Origin of the sequence: Bacteriovorax sp. Seq25_V, from assembly GCF_000447795.1 — a bacterium.
In the GTDB taxonomy this organism is placed as follows: Bacteria; Bdellovibrionota; Bacteriovoracia; order Bacteriovoracales; family Bacteriovoracaceae; genus Halobacteriovorax_A.
On the sequence record NZ_AUNI01000015.1, the window covers coordinates 237,663 to 256,949 of the forward strand.

Consider the following 19,287-nt stretch of genomic DNA (forward strand, 5'->3'; position numbering starts at 1 on the left):
AATGTACCATTAAGGTTGAGAAGAGATAAGGACTTAATATAGTAAATCTCGAGAAAAGTTGCAAATAGTGTAATTTTCTTTATGAATAAAATTAAGAGGATAGGTAAATGAAAAACATTTTCTTGATGCTTTGCACATCATTAGTGTTAGTTTTTTCACCAGTAGCGAACGCTCAAGATAGCTCTACGTTTGCTGATGAATCGCTGAGAGATATTTCAATCGTCGCTGGGCTTGGAGCCGGTGGGGCAGTTATGGGGCTTTCGACGTTGTCTTTTGTTGAAGAGCCAAGTGATCACTTAAAAAATATTGTTGTGGGTGCTGCGATTGGTATTATTATTGGAGTTGGAGTTGTTGCATATAGTCAGGCTTCTAAGTCTAAAGAGTATATTGAGGGCGCACAAATCAAGGATTTCTCTACTAAAGATAGAGTTAAATGGCACGCTGCTAATAGCTTTACTGCAAAATCTAAGTCTTTCTCGAATCAACCACAAGTCGGTTATACATTTTCTTTCTAAATAATTGATAATTCAGCTCAAGATATGTAAACTTCAAGGGTACCTTACCTTTGGAGTTTACTGTGGAGAGATTAATTTCTTTTTTTGGCCTTATTCTATTACTTTTATTTCTAGTTGGAGTTAGTACTAATAGAAAGAATATTAATTGGAGAACTGTATTTTCTGGAGTTGGGCTTCAGATATTCCTTGGTCTGATCATTTTGAAATCGTCTCTAGGGCAGGAGTTCTTTGAAGGTGCTCGAGCACTTTTTACGGGAATCCTAAATTATACTTCTGAAGGTTCTAGCTTCATCTTTGGTCCATTAACAGATACAAAGAAGTTTGGTTTTATTTTCTTCGTCATGGTTCTTCCAACAATTATATTTACAAGTTCATTAATGAGCGTTCTCTATCACCTTGGAGTTATGCAATTCGTAATTAGAATTGTGGCAAAGGTAATGGTTGTTGTAATGGGAACTTCTGGAGCTGAATCACTTTCTGCCGCGGCCAATATCTTCGCAGGGCAAACAGAAGCTCCTCTCGTTGTAAAACCTTTCATCTCAAAAATGACACGTTCTGAGCTTTTAGCTTTAATGACTGGTGGAATGGCAACAGTTGCTGGTGGAGTTCTTGCTGCATATGTTGGGTTTGGGATTGATGCAGCTCATTTACTTGCAGCGTCTGTAATGTCTGCTCCTGCAGCACTTGTTTGTGCAAAAATATTATTACCAGAAACAGAAGAATCACTAACGAAAGGTGTGGTTAAAGCTGATATTGAAGAGAGAACTGAGAACCTTGTTGATGCTGCAGCTCAAGGAGCAAGTGACGGACTTCAACTAGCATTAAATGTTGGAGCAATGCTTCTTGCTTTCATCGCTCTAATTGCGATGGTGAACGGAGTTATTGGTTGGTTCGGTGGACTCATTGATCACCCTGAACTTTCTCTTGAACTTATCACTGGTTATGTTCTAGCGCCTGTTGCTTTCATGCTTGGTGTTCCATGGGCAGATTGTCAGGTTGTCGGTTCATTACTTGGTAAGAAATTAATCTTGAATGAATTTGTCGCTTATTTAGATCTTACAAAGCAGATGGCCGAAATGTCTCCTCGTGCAGTTGCTATTTCAACTTATGCTCTTTGTGGTTTTGCTAATTTCAGTTCAATTGCCATTCAAGTAGGTGGAATTGGAGTTCTAGCACCTGAACGTCGTAAGGATTTAGCGAGTCTTGGTATGAAGTCTCTTATAGCGGGAACTGTTGCCTGCTTGATGACTGCGTGTATTGCAGGTATGTTTTTATAAGAACATCAAAAAATACTATACAATTTTAAATAGGAATATATATGTCAAAAGATCTGATTATTAACAAGACCCTCAACGAGTGGAGAGCGGTTCTTGTTGAGAATGGTGAGATCTTGGATTACCTTCTTGAACGAGAGAAAGATAGTTCAGTTAATCACCCAAGAGTAGGAAATATCTATAAAGGTAAGGTCCTAAGAGTTCTTCCGGGAATGCAATCAGCATTCGTAGATATTGGTTTTGAAAAGGCCGCTTTCCTTTACGTTGATGATGCTTATATGCCAACACTAGATGAGCAACGTGAGATGGCACAGAAGGCCGAGGCCCAAAGAAAAGAACAAAGTATTCGTGGAAAAATAATTCCAGATGAACTTAGTACTTTTACAGATGCTGTTGATATGAGACTTCGCCCTGATTCTGCAACAATTGAATCATTTCTTAAAGAGGGTGATGAAATTATTGTTCAGGTAGCAAAAGAACCAATTTCAACTAAAGGACCAAGAGTTACAAGACATGTTACTCTGCCTGGCCGCTATGTTGTCTACATGCCATATATTGAGCATACCGGTGTTTCTCGTCGTATTGAAAATGATGAGGAAAGAGATCGCCTAAAAGATATTCTTGATACAATCCGCCCAGAAGGGAAGGGGATTATTGCAAGAACAGCTGCTGAGGGAAGTAGCTACAAAATCTTAAAAAATGATTACGATATGCTCGTAAGAATTTGGAAAGAAGTTCAAAAAAGATTTGAAAAACAAAATGCACCTTTTGTCTGTTATGAAGATTTAACTTTTATCCAAAGGGTTCTTAGAGATATTACAGATGAAGATGTGGATGATATTATCATCGACACAAAAGAAGGTGTGAAAGAGATCGAAAAGTTTACTCTTAAATATCTTCCTGAACTTAAAGGTAATGCTCGTTTCTATGATGAGACAACACCAATTTTTGAAAAGTACGGAATTGATGTTGAGATAGAAAGAGGACTAAGTAATAAAGTTTACCTTCGTTCTGGTGGATCTTTAAATATTGATCAAACTGAAGCCCTTGTTTCAATTGATGTTAACACAGGAAAGTTTGTTGGTAGAAAAACTCTCGAGGAGACAATTCTAAGAACAAATCTAGAGGCAGTAAAAGAAATCGCTTATCAATTAAGACTTAGAAATTGTGGTGGTATTATCATTATCGATTTTATCGATATGGAAAAAGAAGAAAATCGTCAGGCGGTTTACGATACGTTAGTTGAGGCGTTGAAAAAAGATAGAGCAAAAACAAAAGTTCTTCCAATTTCTGACCTTGGTCTTGTTGAAATGACAAGAAAGAGAACAAGGGATACTCTAACAAGAATCCTATGTGAACCTTGCCATTACTGTGAAGGGACGGGGAGAGTCAAAACTGTTCTTACTGTTTGTTATGAATTAGTGAGAGAGTTGAATAAGACACTTAAGAATGCTCCTGCTAATGCAAAAAAGATTTCTATTTTTGCTCACCCGGAAGTTACTGCAAGACTATGTGGTGAAGATCTTGATCTTATCGATACTCTTGAAGAGGCGTATGGAGTTACACTTCAAATTCGCTCCGAAAATTCATATCACGTCGAGCAGTTCGAGATTTTCGGCTAGCCAAATTTGACATTGGACCTTTTTAGAGTTGTACTTTAAGTATAAACAAATTCTGGAGGTCCAATGAAGATTTTAATTTCTTTTCTATTTGTAATGAGTGCTTGGTCAAGTGAATGTGTTAATGCAGATTTCATTGCCAAAGGATTTAAATTCGCAAACAAAAAATCATTTTCAACAATTTCAAAAAATATAACAAAGTGGATGAACTCAGCTGAGAATGAATTCGTGCTTGATTACCAGTCACCAATGTACTCTTCTTCATATAAAGGATTCGTAACTGTAACTTCTTATGACAATCTTTCAACTGAAAGAGATGAGATGTTTGGAGATGTTGTATTTTTAAGAGATCGTTTTACAGACAAGCTTGTTGAAGTTCGTTGGTACCAAAATGGGATGAAGCTTATTGCTTTTGATAGAGAACTTCAAGAGTGTCCAGCTCCTGTTGTACCAGTTGCTGAAAACGCGCTTTTATAATTAACAAAAAATAAGCGGCTCTAAAGCCGCTTTTTTTTATGGTAGGAAGTACTCTGCCACACCGTAAAGACCATTTTGCTCAAATGGGAAAACAAGTGAATTATTAGTTGGATTATATTCCATACTTAAACCACGACAGTAGAGATTTGATACTGGCCAGGTTACAGCACCTTCGTCAGTGTTTGTTGTAATATTGTGTTTATAAATTCTTCCGTTGTCGTAGCAGTAGTAGAGGTACTCAGTTGCTCCAACTTTTAGGTATGTGTATCCGTTGTATGCTCTACGAGCAAGTCTTGAAATTTGAGTTATATTTCCACCTTTTGTAACACTAAAAATATTTCTACCAGTATCTGAACTATCTCTGTTTTGAGTGAAGATCCATCTATTTCCTGTGCTGTCCCAGAAAGGTAATCCGTAATAGGCATAATATGGGACTTTACAGGTTGCTGCAACTGATCCACTAGTACAGATACCATTATATCCACCTGTATATGTATCAACACCGTTTGTTCCAGCAATATGCGACTGTCTGTATGAGTCTGTTGAGTCATACAGCTTTAACATAAAGTCTTCCCAGTGACTATCCGTTCCGTTGTATCTCATTCTTGCGATTAATAAATTTTGCCCATCAAAACCTATTGGAAGACCATATGACTGATTACCGTTTGATTTTAGTAGAAGACCTGGTTGACCATCACCATTCCAATAGTCATAGGTTTCAGTTCCGCCGATTCCGATAATATTTTCCCAGTATCCTGTTGATCGATTTAATTTTTGGTATTCTCCATAAGCATAGGCTCTCATGAAAACATCTCCAGTTGCTTTGTCAACAGAGTACCAAGATCCATCATAGAAACCTTGAGCGGTTGCTAGAACAGAAGTGCTTGGGTAGGATTTTATATTACCATCCCCGGCGATAATATTAATATCACCTTCAGTCGTAAACTCTTTTATGAAGTAACTTGCATTGTCCCCAACAATGTATTTACCATTATTGAGTCGCTTGACGTTATTAATATAGTCAAATCTAGCATTGAGAGCATTAACGCCATCACCATATGATCTTCTTTGTCCGAATAGCGTAACAATTTTTCCATCCTCATCAATTGTTCGAATTTGACCACCTTCAAGCAAGTATACTTTTCCAGCCGGTGTAATGAATACATCTTGAATGTCTACGTTACAAGACGTCGCAGGTGTACCGTCAACGCAAAAACCACGAGTCCCTGTTCCAACTAACCTTGTTGTTGTTCCATCAAAGTTAATTCTTTGAACGTAGTCTCTGTAGATAAATCGATAGAGATGGCCATCCATCGAGGTCGTATTATGATAGTAGTAGTAAGCAGCCCAGTTATCAACAGCTGGTATTGCTTCAAAAGTTGAAGGGTTATAGTAAGCAATGTCATGTCGATCACCATCAGTTGCTAATGGATTATTGTCACAGTCGGTATAGCTATTGACTTTATAAACTCTTGATTGAATCCCTGTTATCTGCGAATTACTTGGATCAAATTGGAATCCTGGTTGAGATAATCTACATTTTGTAAGGTCTTGAGAGGCGTTATATCCATCTCCCGTACCAGTAAGACGTTTACTTGTCACTTGACCAGTTGCCGCTTTATAAATTCTTATTCTTAGCCCTGAGTGAGTTGGATTAATATAAGAATGTTCAGTCATAAAATAAATATCGCCATTTGGAAGTGCAAAGAATGGAATACTTCTAGACCAAAGCGAGTTTGATGATAAAGTATCAAACTTTAAATTTAACGGATTTGCTACAGAATCACTAGTATCCGTACCACCACCTATAATTGTCTCAATTGAGGGTGTCGATTGGTTTAAGTCAACTCTTCTAATTCTATCAGTATCTAAAATTAAGAGACGACCTTGATAATCAAGAGTGATTTTAGTTGCATATCTTAAAGTCGCATTAACAGCAGGTCCACCATCTCCAGATGATGTTCCCGTTCCTGGGATGAAAACTTTTTGCTTCCCATCGTTAGGGTCAATTGTAATAATTCCACGCTTATAGTCCGCCACGTAGAATCGACCATCGTTTGTTACTACAAGTGTCCCTGGGTCTGCCTCAGAACCATTTTTTCTAGTGAAAAATAGTGCTGTTTGTGCAGAACCTCCAAGTCCTGATTCAGTGTTCCCAGCGATAATTTTTAACATATCAGCATTAATAATATTTGAAATTAGCTGAGTTGAAATATCCCCGGCGTCAGTTACTTTTACTTGAATTTTATAAGTCGTATTAAGTGGAGAACCACCTGTCCACTTGTAGCAACCCTCGTTAGCCTGAAGAGTATATCCTGTACAGCCGTAGTTTGCATTATCAAGACCAGCTACAATTTGAGTAAAGTTAATCTCATCAGGTGTGTAGTAAAGAGTAATCGCACCAGATGGAAGTGTGTTGTTATCACTTGCTTTCCATCTAATATAAACATCATTTCCTGCAGGAGCACTTGATTGTGCTCTTGTTGGAGGGAGTGTTGCATTTGCCACGTTGGCTGCGAGAACGTCCCAGATTTCTGGTGCAACACCTGGGTCATATCCATGAACGATTTTATCCACTCCTACAGTCGCTGATTGAACTGAAATATTTTCGGCTTCATCTTTTACCCATACAAAAACATCAAATGTTTTTGGTACCCAACCAAGAAGGTTAGGGAATTCATCGAGACTCAATGTTTGTGCCAGTGCTTTACCAACAGAAGGAGAGTTGACATCTAACCAGCAACCATCATCTACTGCTGGAGTTGTTGAATCATCTGACTTAATACAGAATGACTTTAGGTACACATTAGCATTTTGTGATGTCGCATTCAAATCAACTGGAATAAAGGCCGATCTCGAAGGGTTCGAAGCACTCGTTGTAAATAGAGAAATTGTCGGGGCATTCGTCTCTCTGATCCACTGACCACTCACTGCAGTTGAGTTAAATGGTGCCACTGTCATTGTTTGAGTAAAAGTAAAGTTTCTTGTGGCATCAGTTGTTTGAGATGCACTTGTCCAAGACCATGTTCCAGAAGGACATGTTGTACTTGAAGTCTCTGATCCAGAAACATTAACTGTTAATCCTGTTTCACAACCACCAGTATATGTAACTGTATCGTCATTATTTTTAATAATATTTGTTGCAATTGTTAGGGCCGGACCAGTTGTATCTCTTGTGTGCTTCATCGTAAGTGTTGAAGTGTTTCCTGCTGGATCAGCTTGAGTGAAAGTAAATGTTCTTGTCCCGTCAGTTGTCGTTGATGGAGTTGTCCAAGTCCAGCTTGAAGAAGAACAAGAGAATGCATCAGTAGCACCGCCTGTAACATTAATGGTATTTGTGCCTTCACAGTTACCAGCTAGAGTTACAGTGTTTAAATTATTTGTAATTGTAACAGTTGCTCCTGATGCTATAGCAACTGGTGTATTTACGTTAAATGTTGGAGGTGTTGCATCTCTTTGCCAAGAAAGAGAGAGTGGTGGAGAAGAAGTATTTCCTGCTCCATCAGTTTGTACAAGATTATATGTGAAAGTACCATCAACAGTTTTTGCACTTGGAGTCCAAGACCATGAACCTGCACTACAAGCAAATGAAGTTGTTTCATCTCCTGTTACATAAATTGTATAGTTTCCTTCACAAGTTCCACCCCAAGCATTTGGTTGATTAAATCTTGTAAAGTCTGGAGACAAACCAGTCGTCTTTGCCATAATTGGAGCAACTTCATCACGGATTAAGATTCGTGAAACAGTTGTCGTATTTCCAGCGGCATCAGTTTGAGAGATAGTGATTGTCTTGTTTCCATCCCCTGAGTCAAAGTTAACAAGCTGAGAGAATGTTCCACCAGAACAATTTTGGTTAAAGCTTGCTGGCATATTTCCACTAAAATTAATATCAAGCCCTGTCTCACAATTCCCTGTCACTGTTGCAGAAGACTGGTGATAGCTATTAGCTGCAGGAGAAGTAAAAGCTAAAGCAGGTGCAATTGAATCAATTTCAAAAGCAGTTGAGTCTGAAGTTCTTGTATTTCCTGCAAGATCAGTAAGAGTTACTCTGATTTTGATATCTGTCCTATTTAAAGATGGTGTTGTCCAAGATTGAGTAAATGTCGTACCACTGAGAGGTCCAGTTGTTGCTGGCTTTGATGTTGTGATTGTTACCCATGATGAACCGTTATAATATTGAACAGTGTGGTTTTGAGAGGCGCTAATATTAGCTTCAGTTACGGCCCAAGTTAAAGTTATTGAATCTCCTCCACGTTGGAGACCTGGGTTTGCGACAGCAATTGTTGGAGCTGTAACATCGTAAATTACAGTAATATTTGTAGCCGTTGTTGAAACATTACCATATGCATCTTTTGACCATGCTTTTAAAGTGTGTGTACCTTCTGTTGCAGCCGCAAGAGTGTAAGAAAGCGCCGAAGCTGTCGTCGTACATGTTTGCCATCCCGCAGCTCCTGCTGCCGGTTGAGTTCCTTCGTTGATAAAGATGGCACTAATATCTGAACATGAAGTTGCAGTAAGATTTTGTCCCATTACTTTACGGTATTGCGTATGAGCAAGTATCACAGGAGGAGCTGCTGATGGTGTTTTATCAGAAACATTAAATGTTATCGTCGCTGTCGATAGAGCATCAACAGTCCCATCATTTGCAATATAAGTAAATGAGTCAGTTCCATTAAAGTTTGTATTTGCTTGGTAAGTACATGTTAGATCAGTTCCGTATGTCCCTGTAGTGATACAGTTTGAGATCGTTCCATTTGAAGTTGATGAAACAATTTTATACGAAAGAGAATCCCCATCAATATCAGTCGCATTAGATATTGTGAATGCGAAAGCAACATTGTCGTCAGTTGAGAAAGTTTGATTCGCAGCCATTACTGGAGGATCATTCACTGGATTTACTGTAATATTTACTGTTGCAGTATTCGAGTCAAGAGCACCATCATTAACCTTGTATGTAAATGATACCGTTCCATTATAGTTTGATGCAGGAACATAACTACAGGCCCTCGAAGTTCCACCTGTGCATGTGAGAGTCCCAGAAGCCGGGTTTGTAAGCTTCACATATGTCAGTGAATCACCATCAACATCACTTCCAATTCCCAGAGAAAAGTTAAGTGTTGTATCTTCGTTTGTGGCAAATGATTGAGGTGTTACTAAAGTCGGAGCATCATTAACAGGGTTAACAGTGATGTTTACAGTTGCTGTATTTGAGTCAAGTGCCCCATCATTAACTTTGTACGTAAACGAAACTGTTCCGTTGTAATTAAGTGCCGGAGTATAAGTACAAGCTCTCGAAGTACCGCCTGTACAAGTTAATGTCCCTGAGGCAGGGTTCGTTAGTTTTACATAAGTAAGAGTATCACCATCAATATCTGTTCCAATTCCAAGATTAAAATTAAGTACTGTGTCTTCGTTAGTTGCAAATGATTGAGGAGTTACTAAAGTTGGAGCATCATTAACAGGGTTAACTGTGATATTTACTGTTGCAGTAGTTGAATCTGCATTTCCATCGTTAACTTTATAAGTAAAAGATACTGTTCCATTATAATTAGCGGCCGGAACATAAGAACATGCTCTCGAAGTACCGCCCGTACAAGTTAATGTTCCTGAAGCTGGATCTGTAAGCTTAACATAAGTAAGTGTATCACCATCTACGTCTGAACCCACACCAAGGTTGAAGTTTAATGTTGTATCCTCATTAGTTGCAAATGATTGAGGAGTCACAAGAGTTGGAACGTCATTAACTGGATTTACTGTTATGTTAACTGTAGCTGTATTCGAATCTGCATTCCCATCATTTACTTTATAAGTAAAAGAAACGGTCCCATTATAATTAAGTGCAGGTACGTATGTACAAGCTCTCGAAGTTCCACCTGCACAAGTTAGTGATCCCGAAGCTGGGTCTGTAAGTTTAATATACGTTAAAGTATCTCCTTCAATGTCAGATCCAATTCCAAGATTGAAGTTTAATGTTGTATCTTCATTTGTTGCAAATGACTGTGGTGTTACTAATGTCGGAGCATCATTTACTGCGTTTACAGTGATATTTACTGTTGCAGTATTTGAATCAAGAGCTCCATCATTAACTTTATAAGTAAATGAAACACTTCCGTTGTAATTGGCTGCAGGAGTATATGTACAAGCTCTTGAAGTGCCACCTGTACAAGTTAATGTTCCTGATGCCGGATCAGAAAGTTTAACGTATGTTAAAGTGTCATTTTCAATATCAGAACCGATTCCAAGATTGAAGTTTAAAATAGTATCTTCGTTTGTAGCAAATGATTGTGGTGTTACGAGAGTAGGGGCATCATTAACCGGAGCAACATTTATAGTAATTGTAGATACTGTTGCAGAATCAGCAATTCCATCATTTGCTCTATATGTAAAAGTATCAACACCATTGAAGTTTGCATTTGGAGTATAGTCACAAGTTAGGTCTGATCCATAACCAGAAGTATCGATACAATTTGATAGAGTTCCGTTGCTTGGAGCTGTAATAATCTTATAACCAAGTGTTTGAGCTGGATCGATATCTGTTGCACCATTAAGAGTGAACGAAACAAGAGTATCTTCATTTGTAGAGATTGTTTGATCGCCAATCATTACTGGAGCATCATTTGTATTATTAATGTTAATTGTAACAGTGGCCTCTGTCGAATCAAGATTCCCATCATTTACTTTGTACTTGAAAGTATACGTATTAATATCGTCAGCAACTGGAGTGTAAGTACAACTCGTTGAAGTTCCACCAGTACATGTTAAAGTTCCGGCCACTGGGTTTTGAGTGACAATATATGTGAGAGTGTCGCCATCAACATCTGCACCACTGTTAAGAGAGAAGTTTAGTGCAGTGTCTTCAGTAACATTGATAGTTTGAGTTGAGGCAAGAGTTGGCGCATCGTTGATCGGATTTACAGTAATGTTTACTGTTGCTGTGTTTGAATCTAGTGTGCCGTCGTTTACTTTATACGTGAAAGAGTCCGATCCATTAAAGTTTAGGTTTGGAGTATATGTACATGATCTCGAAGTACCACCAGTACAAGAAATAGTTCCATTTGTTGTATCTGAAACCTTTATGTAATTAAGCGTGTCTCCCTCAGTATCTGCCCCAATTCCAAGATCAAAAGTTATCGGAGTATCTTCATTTGTCGCAATTGCTTGCGGATCAACTAATGTAGGAGCATCATTAATAGCATTAACAGTAATTGTTACTGTTGCAATAGAAGAGTCAAGATCGCCGTCGTTAACTTTAAACGTGAATGAATCAACTCCATTGTAGTTTGCGTTTGGCGAGTAAGTGCACGATCGTGACGTTCCACCAACACAAGAGATGGCTCCATTTGTTGTATCACTTACTTTAATATAACTAAGTGAACTACCTTCAATATCAGAGCCAAGGTTTAAATCAAAAGTAATTGGAGTGTCTTCATTTGTCGATATCGATTGTGTTGTGGAAACTGTAGGAGCATCGTTTACAGGAACTACAGTAATACTAACAGTAACAGATGTTGCCGAGTCAGATGTACCATCATTTACTTTATATGAGAAAGAGTCCGCACCGTTATAATTTAGGTTTGGAGTGTAGTCACATGTGAGATCCGAATCAGTGGCCATACAATTAGATAATGCTCCATTTGTCGGAGCAGAAGTAATTGTATAAGTTAATGAATCACCATCAATGTCGTCACCAGCTGTTGCAGTGAAACTAAGTGCAGTATCTTCATTTGTAGAAAGTGCATAGTCTGACGGTACCGTAGGAATATTATTAGCAGAATTATACGAAAGAGAAGTTGAGATACTATCAAGACCACATGCCCAGTTAAGTGTCGCAACTTTTGAACCTTTTGTTGTTGGTTTAGGTCTGACTATAATGTCACAAGATGAACTTGGACCAATATCACCAGTTGCACAGTTATCCGTTGTGATTTCAAATTCAGAAGCATTAGCAGCACTTAGTGCCGCAATCGAGCAATCTTTTGTTGCAGCTGTTCCACTATTTGAAACAGTAAAAGTATAATTAGGACCAAGTGCCTTATTGAGAACTGAACCGTAATCATATGAAGTAGGAGATACCGCTAAGATTGGTTTTTGAATTTCAAAGTCAGCAGTCTCTGTAATACCAGTATTTCCTACAACGTCAGTTAAGCTTACTCTTAATCTTGCGTTTGAGACAAGAATGTTTGGAAGTAAGTATGTTGTTGAAAAGGATTGGTTGTTTAAGAACCCATTTGCTGATGCAACGGCCGGTAGAGTAGACCAGCTTGAACCATCAAAGAATTCAACAACATGTTGGTTAGTAGTTGTTTGGTTAGCTTCTAGTACCGTCCAATCTAAAGTTAGTGTTGTGTCTGCTCGATAGCTTGAGGCTAAAGTGTCAATCGTAATTGCCGGAGCTGAAGTATCAAGGTTAATGGTAAATGTTTTCTTCGGACTTATGTCTCCGTTAACATCTTTTGCCCAAATATTTACTTCAATATCTCCATCACCTGAAACTAGGGTGTATGGGTTTATAACTTGTGTAATTGCTGTCGTACATGTGTATGTGAAGTCACCTGGAACTGGAATAGTAGATCCTTCAGTGATGGCAAAATTTGAGAAGCTCTCACAGTTTTGAAAATAACCACCCAGGTCAGCACCGGTTGAAATATCGATTAGAATATCTCTTGTTTGAGTTGGATTTGTACTTCCACTGTTTAGTGCGATATTTGGTGCAGTTGTTGGAGCATCATCACTAATATCGATACTATAAGTTAGTTCGTGAAATGGAAGTGTTCTGTCAACATCACTACCCGCACCTGCTACCGCTCTACCTACAAAGAGTTTAACCTCGATAGTTCTCTTCGAATTTGCGGAAGGCGTGTATGACCATGATGCAAGGTTTGATACTTTTGCACTATCAATATGCCATTCGTAAGCAGTCGTGTATGAAGTATTCCAGTGTTGAGATTCAACATTTAAAATAGCTGAAACTTTTTCTTGTAGAGCTGTTGGTATTGTTAAACCTGTAATGTCTGGAGCAGCATCAGCAAGAACTTGATAATTTTCTCCTTCAAATGCTTCTTCAAATTTAGCTTGAGTTGTTGGATCTGATTCAACGACACTATATGAAGCTTCAATTTCATCATTAATATTAATCTGAGAATCAATTGTGTTAATAAAGCTTTCGATTTTTGCACCATCAAGTTCTTCAATATCAACGCTTGATGAAGACTTGATAATTTTTGAAACAAGAGTCGAAGTAGGTGTAAGGTCCTGTTCTGTAAAATAACTAGTTACGATCCTTTCATAATTGATATCACAACCAGACGTTTTAAGAAGGTACTTTGTAGGTTTCGTAATATCAAGATTCAAACCTACAGGCTCAAATTGAAAAGTTGTCGTCGTATTGAGATTTTCTGCAGTGATAGGATTGTCTGCAAGAACTGTCATTGTGTTAATATCAAACAGAGTTATCTTTGGATTGGTACAGCTTGATGCTGCTGAGTAAGCCTTCTCAATTAAACTAAATCCAGAATCAACAACAATGATTCCAACGAGAGGTGGAATCTTTCCTTTTACTAGTGGAGGACTCGATACAAAAACATCATCCGTTTTTTTAGATGATGAATTTATTATTGTATCTTCAGATACTTCTTTTTCCATTGCCGGCTGGTACGTCGGGTTGCCAACAATTGTTTCACTAATATTTTTCTTTAAGTCTGTTGAGGATTTTGAGCTGCTTTCTGGATTTGTTAGAGTTGTATCTGCTTGTGAAAATGAACTGCTTGGTACTCTATTATTACTGACAGCGCTATTAGTACTAACATTTCCTTTATTGATATTGAAAGCAGACTTCTTGTTTCCATCAGCAACCGAAACGTCACCGTTATAGTCAACTGTGTAGCTTGAATCGCTAACTACTTCTTTAAAGCCATGATTGATTGTTGTTACTGAGCTTGGATTTCGCTTTAGACGGGCCTTGTTTTGCTCTTCTGCACGCGAACCTTTATTAAATTTATAGTTCTTTGAAGATTTAATGATATTTGACTGCAGCGCTTCATCTGAAACTTCGCGATAGATTACGGCTGCAGCTGTAAAAATTAGCACTGGAGTAATCAGTTTTGTTATTAGTGTTTTTTTACTCATGGAACCACTTTTTCTTAAGTAAAAGTTAAGTCACTATTCGGATCTGCTTAATTAATCTTAACTTACTGCCTAAAATTACACGGTTTTGGGTAGAAAATGACTCGCTGTGCCTTAAAAACGTCAACTTTCGTTGTCATTTGCGAGAAATTGTTAAAAAAAAACAATTATTGAACGCGCTCATTTTATTGCAATAGTTCCATTTTGTGGTTGTAACATCTGCCGGAAGCTTTTTTATCCCTTTACTAGTTGCATCTAAGTTGCTAAATTCCTCTGACATTTAGAAAACCAAATTATCGCTCAGGCCAATTGTGGACCTGGGCCAATATCATAATATTGTTCAGGAGGTTTGTATGATTTATGAGTTGGCATTAGTAGCCAGACCAGAAGCTACTGACGAGCAAATTGCTTCGCTTAAAGACATGATCGCGGAAATCGCAGGTCAGTACGAAGGTGAAGTTCTTCTTACAGATGATTGGGGAAGAAAGCAATTCGCTCAAATCGCAAAGAATGGTGCAACACACGGGCACTATGTTTATTTTATCGTTAAGGGTAATAACAAACTTAACGACGAAATTAACAGACGTACTAAGATCAGTGAAGACGTTCACAAGATTCTTCTAGTAAAACTATCTGACATTGACGCTGAAGCTGAAGAGATTGTAAAAAAATACAAGACTCCTCATTCAAAAGCACACAATGGTTCTCAAACTGATGAGTTAGAGAAGGGTGGAGACAAAGATAGAAGAAGATTTTCTAAGAGAAAGAACTGTTGGTTTAAACAAAACAGCATCTCTGCAGATTGGAAAGATCCAAAAACTTTTAATTGGTTAGTAAATGAATTTGGAAAAATTCAACCATCTAGAGTTTCTGGAATTTCTAGAAAGCACCATAGATATGTTGAGTCAGCAATTAAGAGAGCAAGAAACATTGGTTTAGCTTCTCACTTGTCTGGAAACCTAACTGAGTAGTTAGCTGGAATTATTTCATAATGGTTTTAGAGAAAAACACATATTCAGGATCAACGCAAAATTCTCAAAAGAGAGTTATCGGGCAGCTTAGTTTTATTAAGCTTATCCTTCTGTGTCTTGTTTCCTTTGTACTGTGTGCAGTAGGTCCATTAGTGATCTTTTCTCCGATTCCACTTGCTATGGCATTTTTAATGTATGGCTTTGTACAAACTTTCTCTGTCGCTCTAGTTGCAATTTTTGCAAGTATGGCTTTGGCTTTGACTGTTCCTGCAATGGCTGAGCTCTCTATCTATAGTGTCATCATGGTCATCGTAACAATCGTTGGTTTCATGGTTTCTACAATAGTTGTAAGAGGAGAGCATCCTGTAAAAGGTTTTATTCTCCGTGGTCTCGTTTCTTTAAGTGTTATTGGACTTTTAGTTTTTGCGGCTAATGTTATTTCGCCTGAGCCGTTAACGGCTTCATTCGAAAAACAAATCGTAGAATATACAAATGGGGTAAAAAGCACTGAGAATTATCAGGCAGTACTTAAAAATGGTGGTGATGAAGCAAGACAAATTGAGCAATTTATGTCGAATCCACTTGAGTTGATAAGACAGTTTTATAACTGGATTTTCTCTCTAGTATTCGTTTTTGTTTTCTTTGTTCTTTGGTTATCAACTTTTACAGTTATGAGAAATAAGTCTTTATGGCATAGAATGCATAACTATAAATATGGATTAAGTGATTTTGTTAAGTTTAAAGTACCTGACTTTGTAGTCTATTTCGTAATAATAGGTTTTGGCCTATTTGTGGGATCTGACTTTTTAGGTGGTGAAACTGCAGAAATTATCGGTGGAAATATTTTACTTGGGTTAGGAGTTTTATACTTCTTCCAGGGAATGGGAATATATGTAGATCTTTTAAGATATCTTAGAATCTTCGGACTTCTTAGAAATCTTTTGACTATTATGACAATTTTTTACGGTTACCAATTCGTTGCTATCGCTGGCCTATTTGATACTTGGGTCAACTTTAGAAAATACTTCAAAAAGAAATGAATTAAGGAGATATGTCATGAAAGTCATTCTTAAAGAAAAAGTAAAAACTTTAGGAAACGTTGGACAAACTGTTAACGTTTCTGCTGGTCACGCAAGAAACTTCTTAATCCCAAACGGATTAGCAGTTCTAGCTGATGAATCAAATAAAGCTCAAACAGAGCACATGAGCAAAATTCTTGCAGCAAAAGTTGCTGAAGAGAAAAAAGTTGCTCAAGATCTAGCTAAGAAAGTAGATGGTGTTGCTATTGAAATGATCAAGAGAGTTGGAAACGGTGGGAAACTATTCGGTTCTGTAACTACTCAAGATTTAACTGCAGAACTTTCTAAACTTGGTTACGATGTTGAAAGAAAAGCATTAACACTTGATAAGCCAATCAAAGGATTAGGCGTTTACAATGTTAAAGCTAAACTTTTCAAAGAAGTTGAAGCTAACTTTACTGTAACTGTAAAGATGGATCCAGCTCAAGAAGAAGAAAACAAGAAAAAAGCTGAAGAGCTAGCTGCTCAGAAGCAAGCTCTTGCTGCAATTGCTGCTGCTGAAGCTGAAGAGAATCCAACTGGTGAAGTTAAGGAACTTTCTGAAGAAGAAAAACTTAAGCAAGAAGCAAACAGAATTCTTAGAGGTTAATCTCTAGATTTGTTTAAATGGAGGCCTCATTTTTTGAGGCCTTTTTTTCTCGTACTCATAGAGGATAATCAATGTCTAATCAACACCCACAGATAAAAGAACTTCCACATGACCTTTTGGCAGAGAAATCACTTCTCTCATGTCTTCTATTAGATAGTCAGGCATTTGATGAGATTAGTGATTTAAAACTTGATGGCTCTGAGTTCTATCATCCAAAATATGGTGTTGTTTACGATGCTATCAAAGACATGGCGCACTCGAGAAGACCAATCGATTACGTTACTCTTTGCTCTTACTTAACTTCTCGAGGAAAACTTGAAGAGTTAGGTGGACAAGCATTCATTCTTGAGATTACAGAAGATCAAGTTTCAAGTGTTAATATTAGACACTATGCTCAGCTTGTAAAAGATAAAGCTTCTCTTAGAGAGATTGTAAGAACAGCAAGAAGAGTTGCTGATATGGGACTTACTTTTTCTGGTGATGCAGCTGACTTCATTCAAGAGGTCGAATCAAGTTTTTTTAAATTAACAAATGAAGCGAAGACAGGTGCACTTACAAAATTAAATGTCTGTCTTAAAGAAAATATAAAAGAACTCGAGGATACTTCGAGAAGACCTGGTGAGATTCAAGGTATTCCAACTGGCTATAACAGTCTTGATGAATTACTGCTCGGTATGCAGCCTGGTCAGCTAATTATTCTTGCTGCTCGTCCGGCGATGGGGAAAACTGCATTGGCACTAAACGTTGCTCAAAATGCATGTGACTACTCTAAACTTCCTGTTGCGATATTCTCTCTAGAGATGATGAAGAAGGAGCTCTCTATGAGACTTCTGACTCAAAGAGCGAAGGTTGATGCGAAGAAAATACGTCAAAAGAATTTTGATGACACAGATCTTCGAAAAATCGGAATGGGAATTCAGGCCCTATCTGATCTTCCGATCTATATTGATGATAATGGTAGTATTACACTTTTGGATATTCAGTCTCAGTGTCGTAAAATTAAGGCCGAACAAGGTTTAGCTCTAATTGTAATCGACTACCTTCAGCTGATGAACTCACACAATAAGACTCTCTCTCGTGAACAACAGATCTCGGAAATTTCTAGGGGATTAAAGTCGATGGCCAAGGAATTAGATTGTCCTGTAATCGCACTATCTCAGCTTAATCGTTCCGTAGAATCTCGTCCTAACAAAAGACCAAACGTTTCCGATCTTCGTGAGTCTGGAGCGATTGAGCAGGATGCCGATATTGTTATGTTCGTGTATCGTGATGAGTATTATAACCCAGATACTAAAGAGCCTGGGATTGCTGAAGTTATCGTAGGTAAGAACAGAGCTGGTTCTGTTGGTACAGCGAAGATGGCCTTTGTTGGTGCTCACACAAGCTTTGAGAACGTTGCTTATGATGACAGTAGAGCACCTGCTAACTAAAACCCACGCTACATTTTATAAAAATGGTAAGAATATCCTTTGTCATGATCTTGATGAAGGATATCGCTACACCACGAAGAAGATTATCAATCTTAAAACAGGTGAGGAGTCATGTTTTGACTTCTCAGAACTTGAAAAACTTTTATCCGAAATAAATATTCAAAAATCTTTTGAGAAGCCGATTGTTGTGAATCTCTATTACGAATTAGGCTTATTATTAGAACTTAACGAAGTTCTTGATCAAGAAATTGTTCTTTGCGACTTTCTCAAATTTAAGGCGACTAAAGAGCTTCCGGTTTCAGTTAATTTAAAGAATGTGAACTTTAGTTTTAAGAATAAAATATCGTCAGAGGAGTATCACAGATGCTTTAATGAAGTTTATCAAAATCTATTAGATGGTAATTGTTATCAGTTAAATCTTACAAAGGTTTTTGATGTTGCTTTTGATTGTTCCATCGAAGAACTTTATCAAAACTTTCTTTCTGCTAAGAATAGGTCGTCGTTTGCCCATAGTATATTTATTGAAAATATGAACTCTCTGATTCTGAGTAATTCCCCGGAGTGTCTATTTGAAATAAAAGAAGAGGAGTTATACACTCGACCAATTAAAGGAACTCTTAGTGATAAGCTTGATGTAAAACTTTTAACAGAGGATGAGAAGAATAATAGTGAACTATCTATCATTACTGATCTTCTGCGAAATGATCTTTCTCGTATAGGAAACTACTTCAGTGAAGTGGTCTCACTAAAAGAAGTCTTTCATGTCCCTGGTCTTATTCATCAATTCTCTGAGATTAAAGTAAAGCTCGAAGAGTCAGTATCTCTTTTAAGAATTATTCAAGCACTCTTTCCTGGTGGAAGTATCACAGGTGCACCTAAGAAACGAGTTTTGAAATTAATTAATGTAATCGAATCACAAACACGTGGAGCTTACACGGGCTCAACGATCATTCTTTTTGGTAAAATGAAATCTTGTTCAATCAACATACGCACAGCAAATGTTGATATTAAAAAATCAGTCCTTCAATACGGAGCGGGTGGGGGAATAACTCTGCTAAGTAAGTGTGATGAAGAGTACGATGAAATGATTTCAAAAGTTGAAAGCTTCTTTACACTGTTTAAGTGTTAAAAAAAACTAATTTAGTCAGATTCTAATAAAATCTTACATCTAGTATGTATGTTTTGACATAGTAAAAAGCGGATAGATATTA

10 protein-coding genes are annotated in these 19,287 nt (G+C 37.6%); 9 read left to right on the forward strand and 1 reads right to left on the reverse strand.

Translation table 11 applies throughout. The features are described from left to right. The first annotated feature begins 107 nt into the window (after nt 1-107). The 4 genes from M900_RS17175 to M900_RS08910 all read left to right on the forward strand — a co-directional run bounded on the left by M900_RS17175 (nt 108) and on the right by M900_RS08910 (nt 3,885). On the forward strand, nt 108-515 hold the full coding sequence (locus M900_RS17175; protein WP_021274640.1) for a hypothetical protein: 408 nt from the start codon (nt 108-110) through the stop codon (nt 513-515). A 62-nt stretch (nt 516-577) separates the two neighbouring features. Continuing rightward, nucleotides 578-1,792: a NupC/NupG family nucleoside CNT transporter gene (locus tag M900_RS08900; RefSeq protein WP_021274663.1), complete on the forward strand. Its 1,215-nt coding sequence runs from the start codon at nt 578-580 to the stop codon at nt 1,790-1,792. A gap of 41 nt (nt 1,793-1,833) precedes the next feature. After that, a complete protein-coding gene (locus M900_RS08905; RefSeq protein ID WP_021274323.1) occupies nt 1,834-3,411 on the forward strand; it encodes an Rne/Rng family ribonuclease in 1,578 nt (525 codons plus the stop codon). Between the two features lie 63 nt (nt 3,412-3,474). After that, nucleotides 3,475-3,885, forward strand: coding sequence for a hypothetical protein (locus tag M900_RS08910; RefSeq protein WP_021274671.1), 411 nt, complete (start codon nt 3,475-3,477; stop codon nt 3,883-3,885). A gap of 36 nt (nt 3,886-3,921) precedes the next feature. On the opposite strand, the gene M900_RS08915 is transcribed toward M900_RS08910, so the two are convergent. Continuing rightward, nucleotides 3,922-14,010 carry an Ig-like domain-containing protein gene (locus M900_RS08915; RefSeq protein WP_021274582.1) on the reverse strand — a complete coding sequence of 3,363 codons (10,089 nt, stop codon included), beginning with the start codon at nt 14,008-14,010 and terminating at the stop codon, nt 3,922-3,924. 350 nt (nt 14,011-14,360) lie between these two features. On the opposite strand from M900_RS08915, the gene rpsR reads away from it, so the two are divergent. The 5 genes from rpsR to M900_RS08940 all read left to right on the forward strand — a co-directional run bounded on the left by rpsR (nt 14,361) and on the right by M900_RS08940 (nt 19,205). Beyond that, nucleotides 14,361-14,978 (forward strand): 30S ribosomal protein S18, encoded by a 618-nt coding sequence (gene rpsR / locus M900_RS17180; protein WP_021274409.1) that lies wholly within the window; start codon nt 14,361-14,363, stop codon nt 14,976-14,978. Between the two features lie 20 nt (nt 14,979-14,998). Beyond that, entirely contained in the window at nt 14,999-16,018 is a 1,020-nt protein-coding gene (locus tag M900_RS08925) for a DUF2232 domain-containing protein (RefSeq protein WP_021274336.1), read from the forward strand. Between the two features lie 16 nt (nt 16,019-16,034). Next, nucleotides 16,035-16,646 (forward strand): 50S ribosomal protein L9, encoded by a 612-nt coding sequence (gene rplI / locus M900_RS08930; RefSeq protein ID WP_021274716.1) that lies wholly within the window; start codon nt 16,035-16,037, stop codon nt 16,644-16,646. Nucleotides 16,647-16,717: 71 nt separating this feature from the next. Then, nucleotides 16,718-18,076 carry a replicative DNA helicase gene (gene dnaB / locus M900_RS08935; protein WP_021274630.1) on the forward strand — a complete coding sequence of 453 codons (1,359 nt, stop codon included), beginning with the start codon at nt 16,718-16,720 and terminating at the stop codon, nt 18,074-18,076. Continuing rightward, nucleotides 18,048-19,205, forward strand: a complete 1,158-nt coding sequence (locus M900_RS08940) for a chorismate-binding protein (RefSeq protein WP_034732137.1) — start codon at nt 18,048-18,050, stop codon at nt 19,203-19,205. The genes dnaB and M900_RS08940 overlap by 29 nt, the downstream gene beginning before the upstream one ends. Nucleotides 19,206-19,287: the final 82 nt, after the last annotated feature.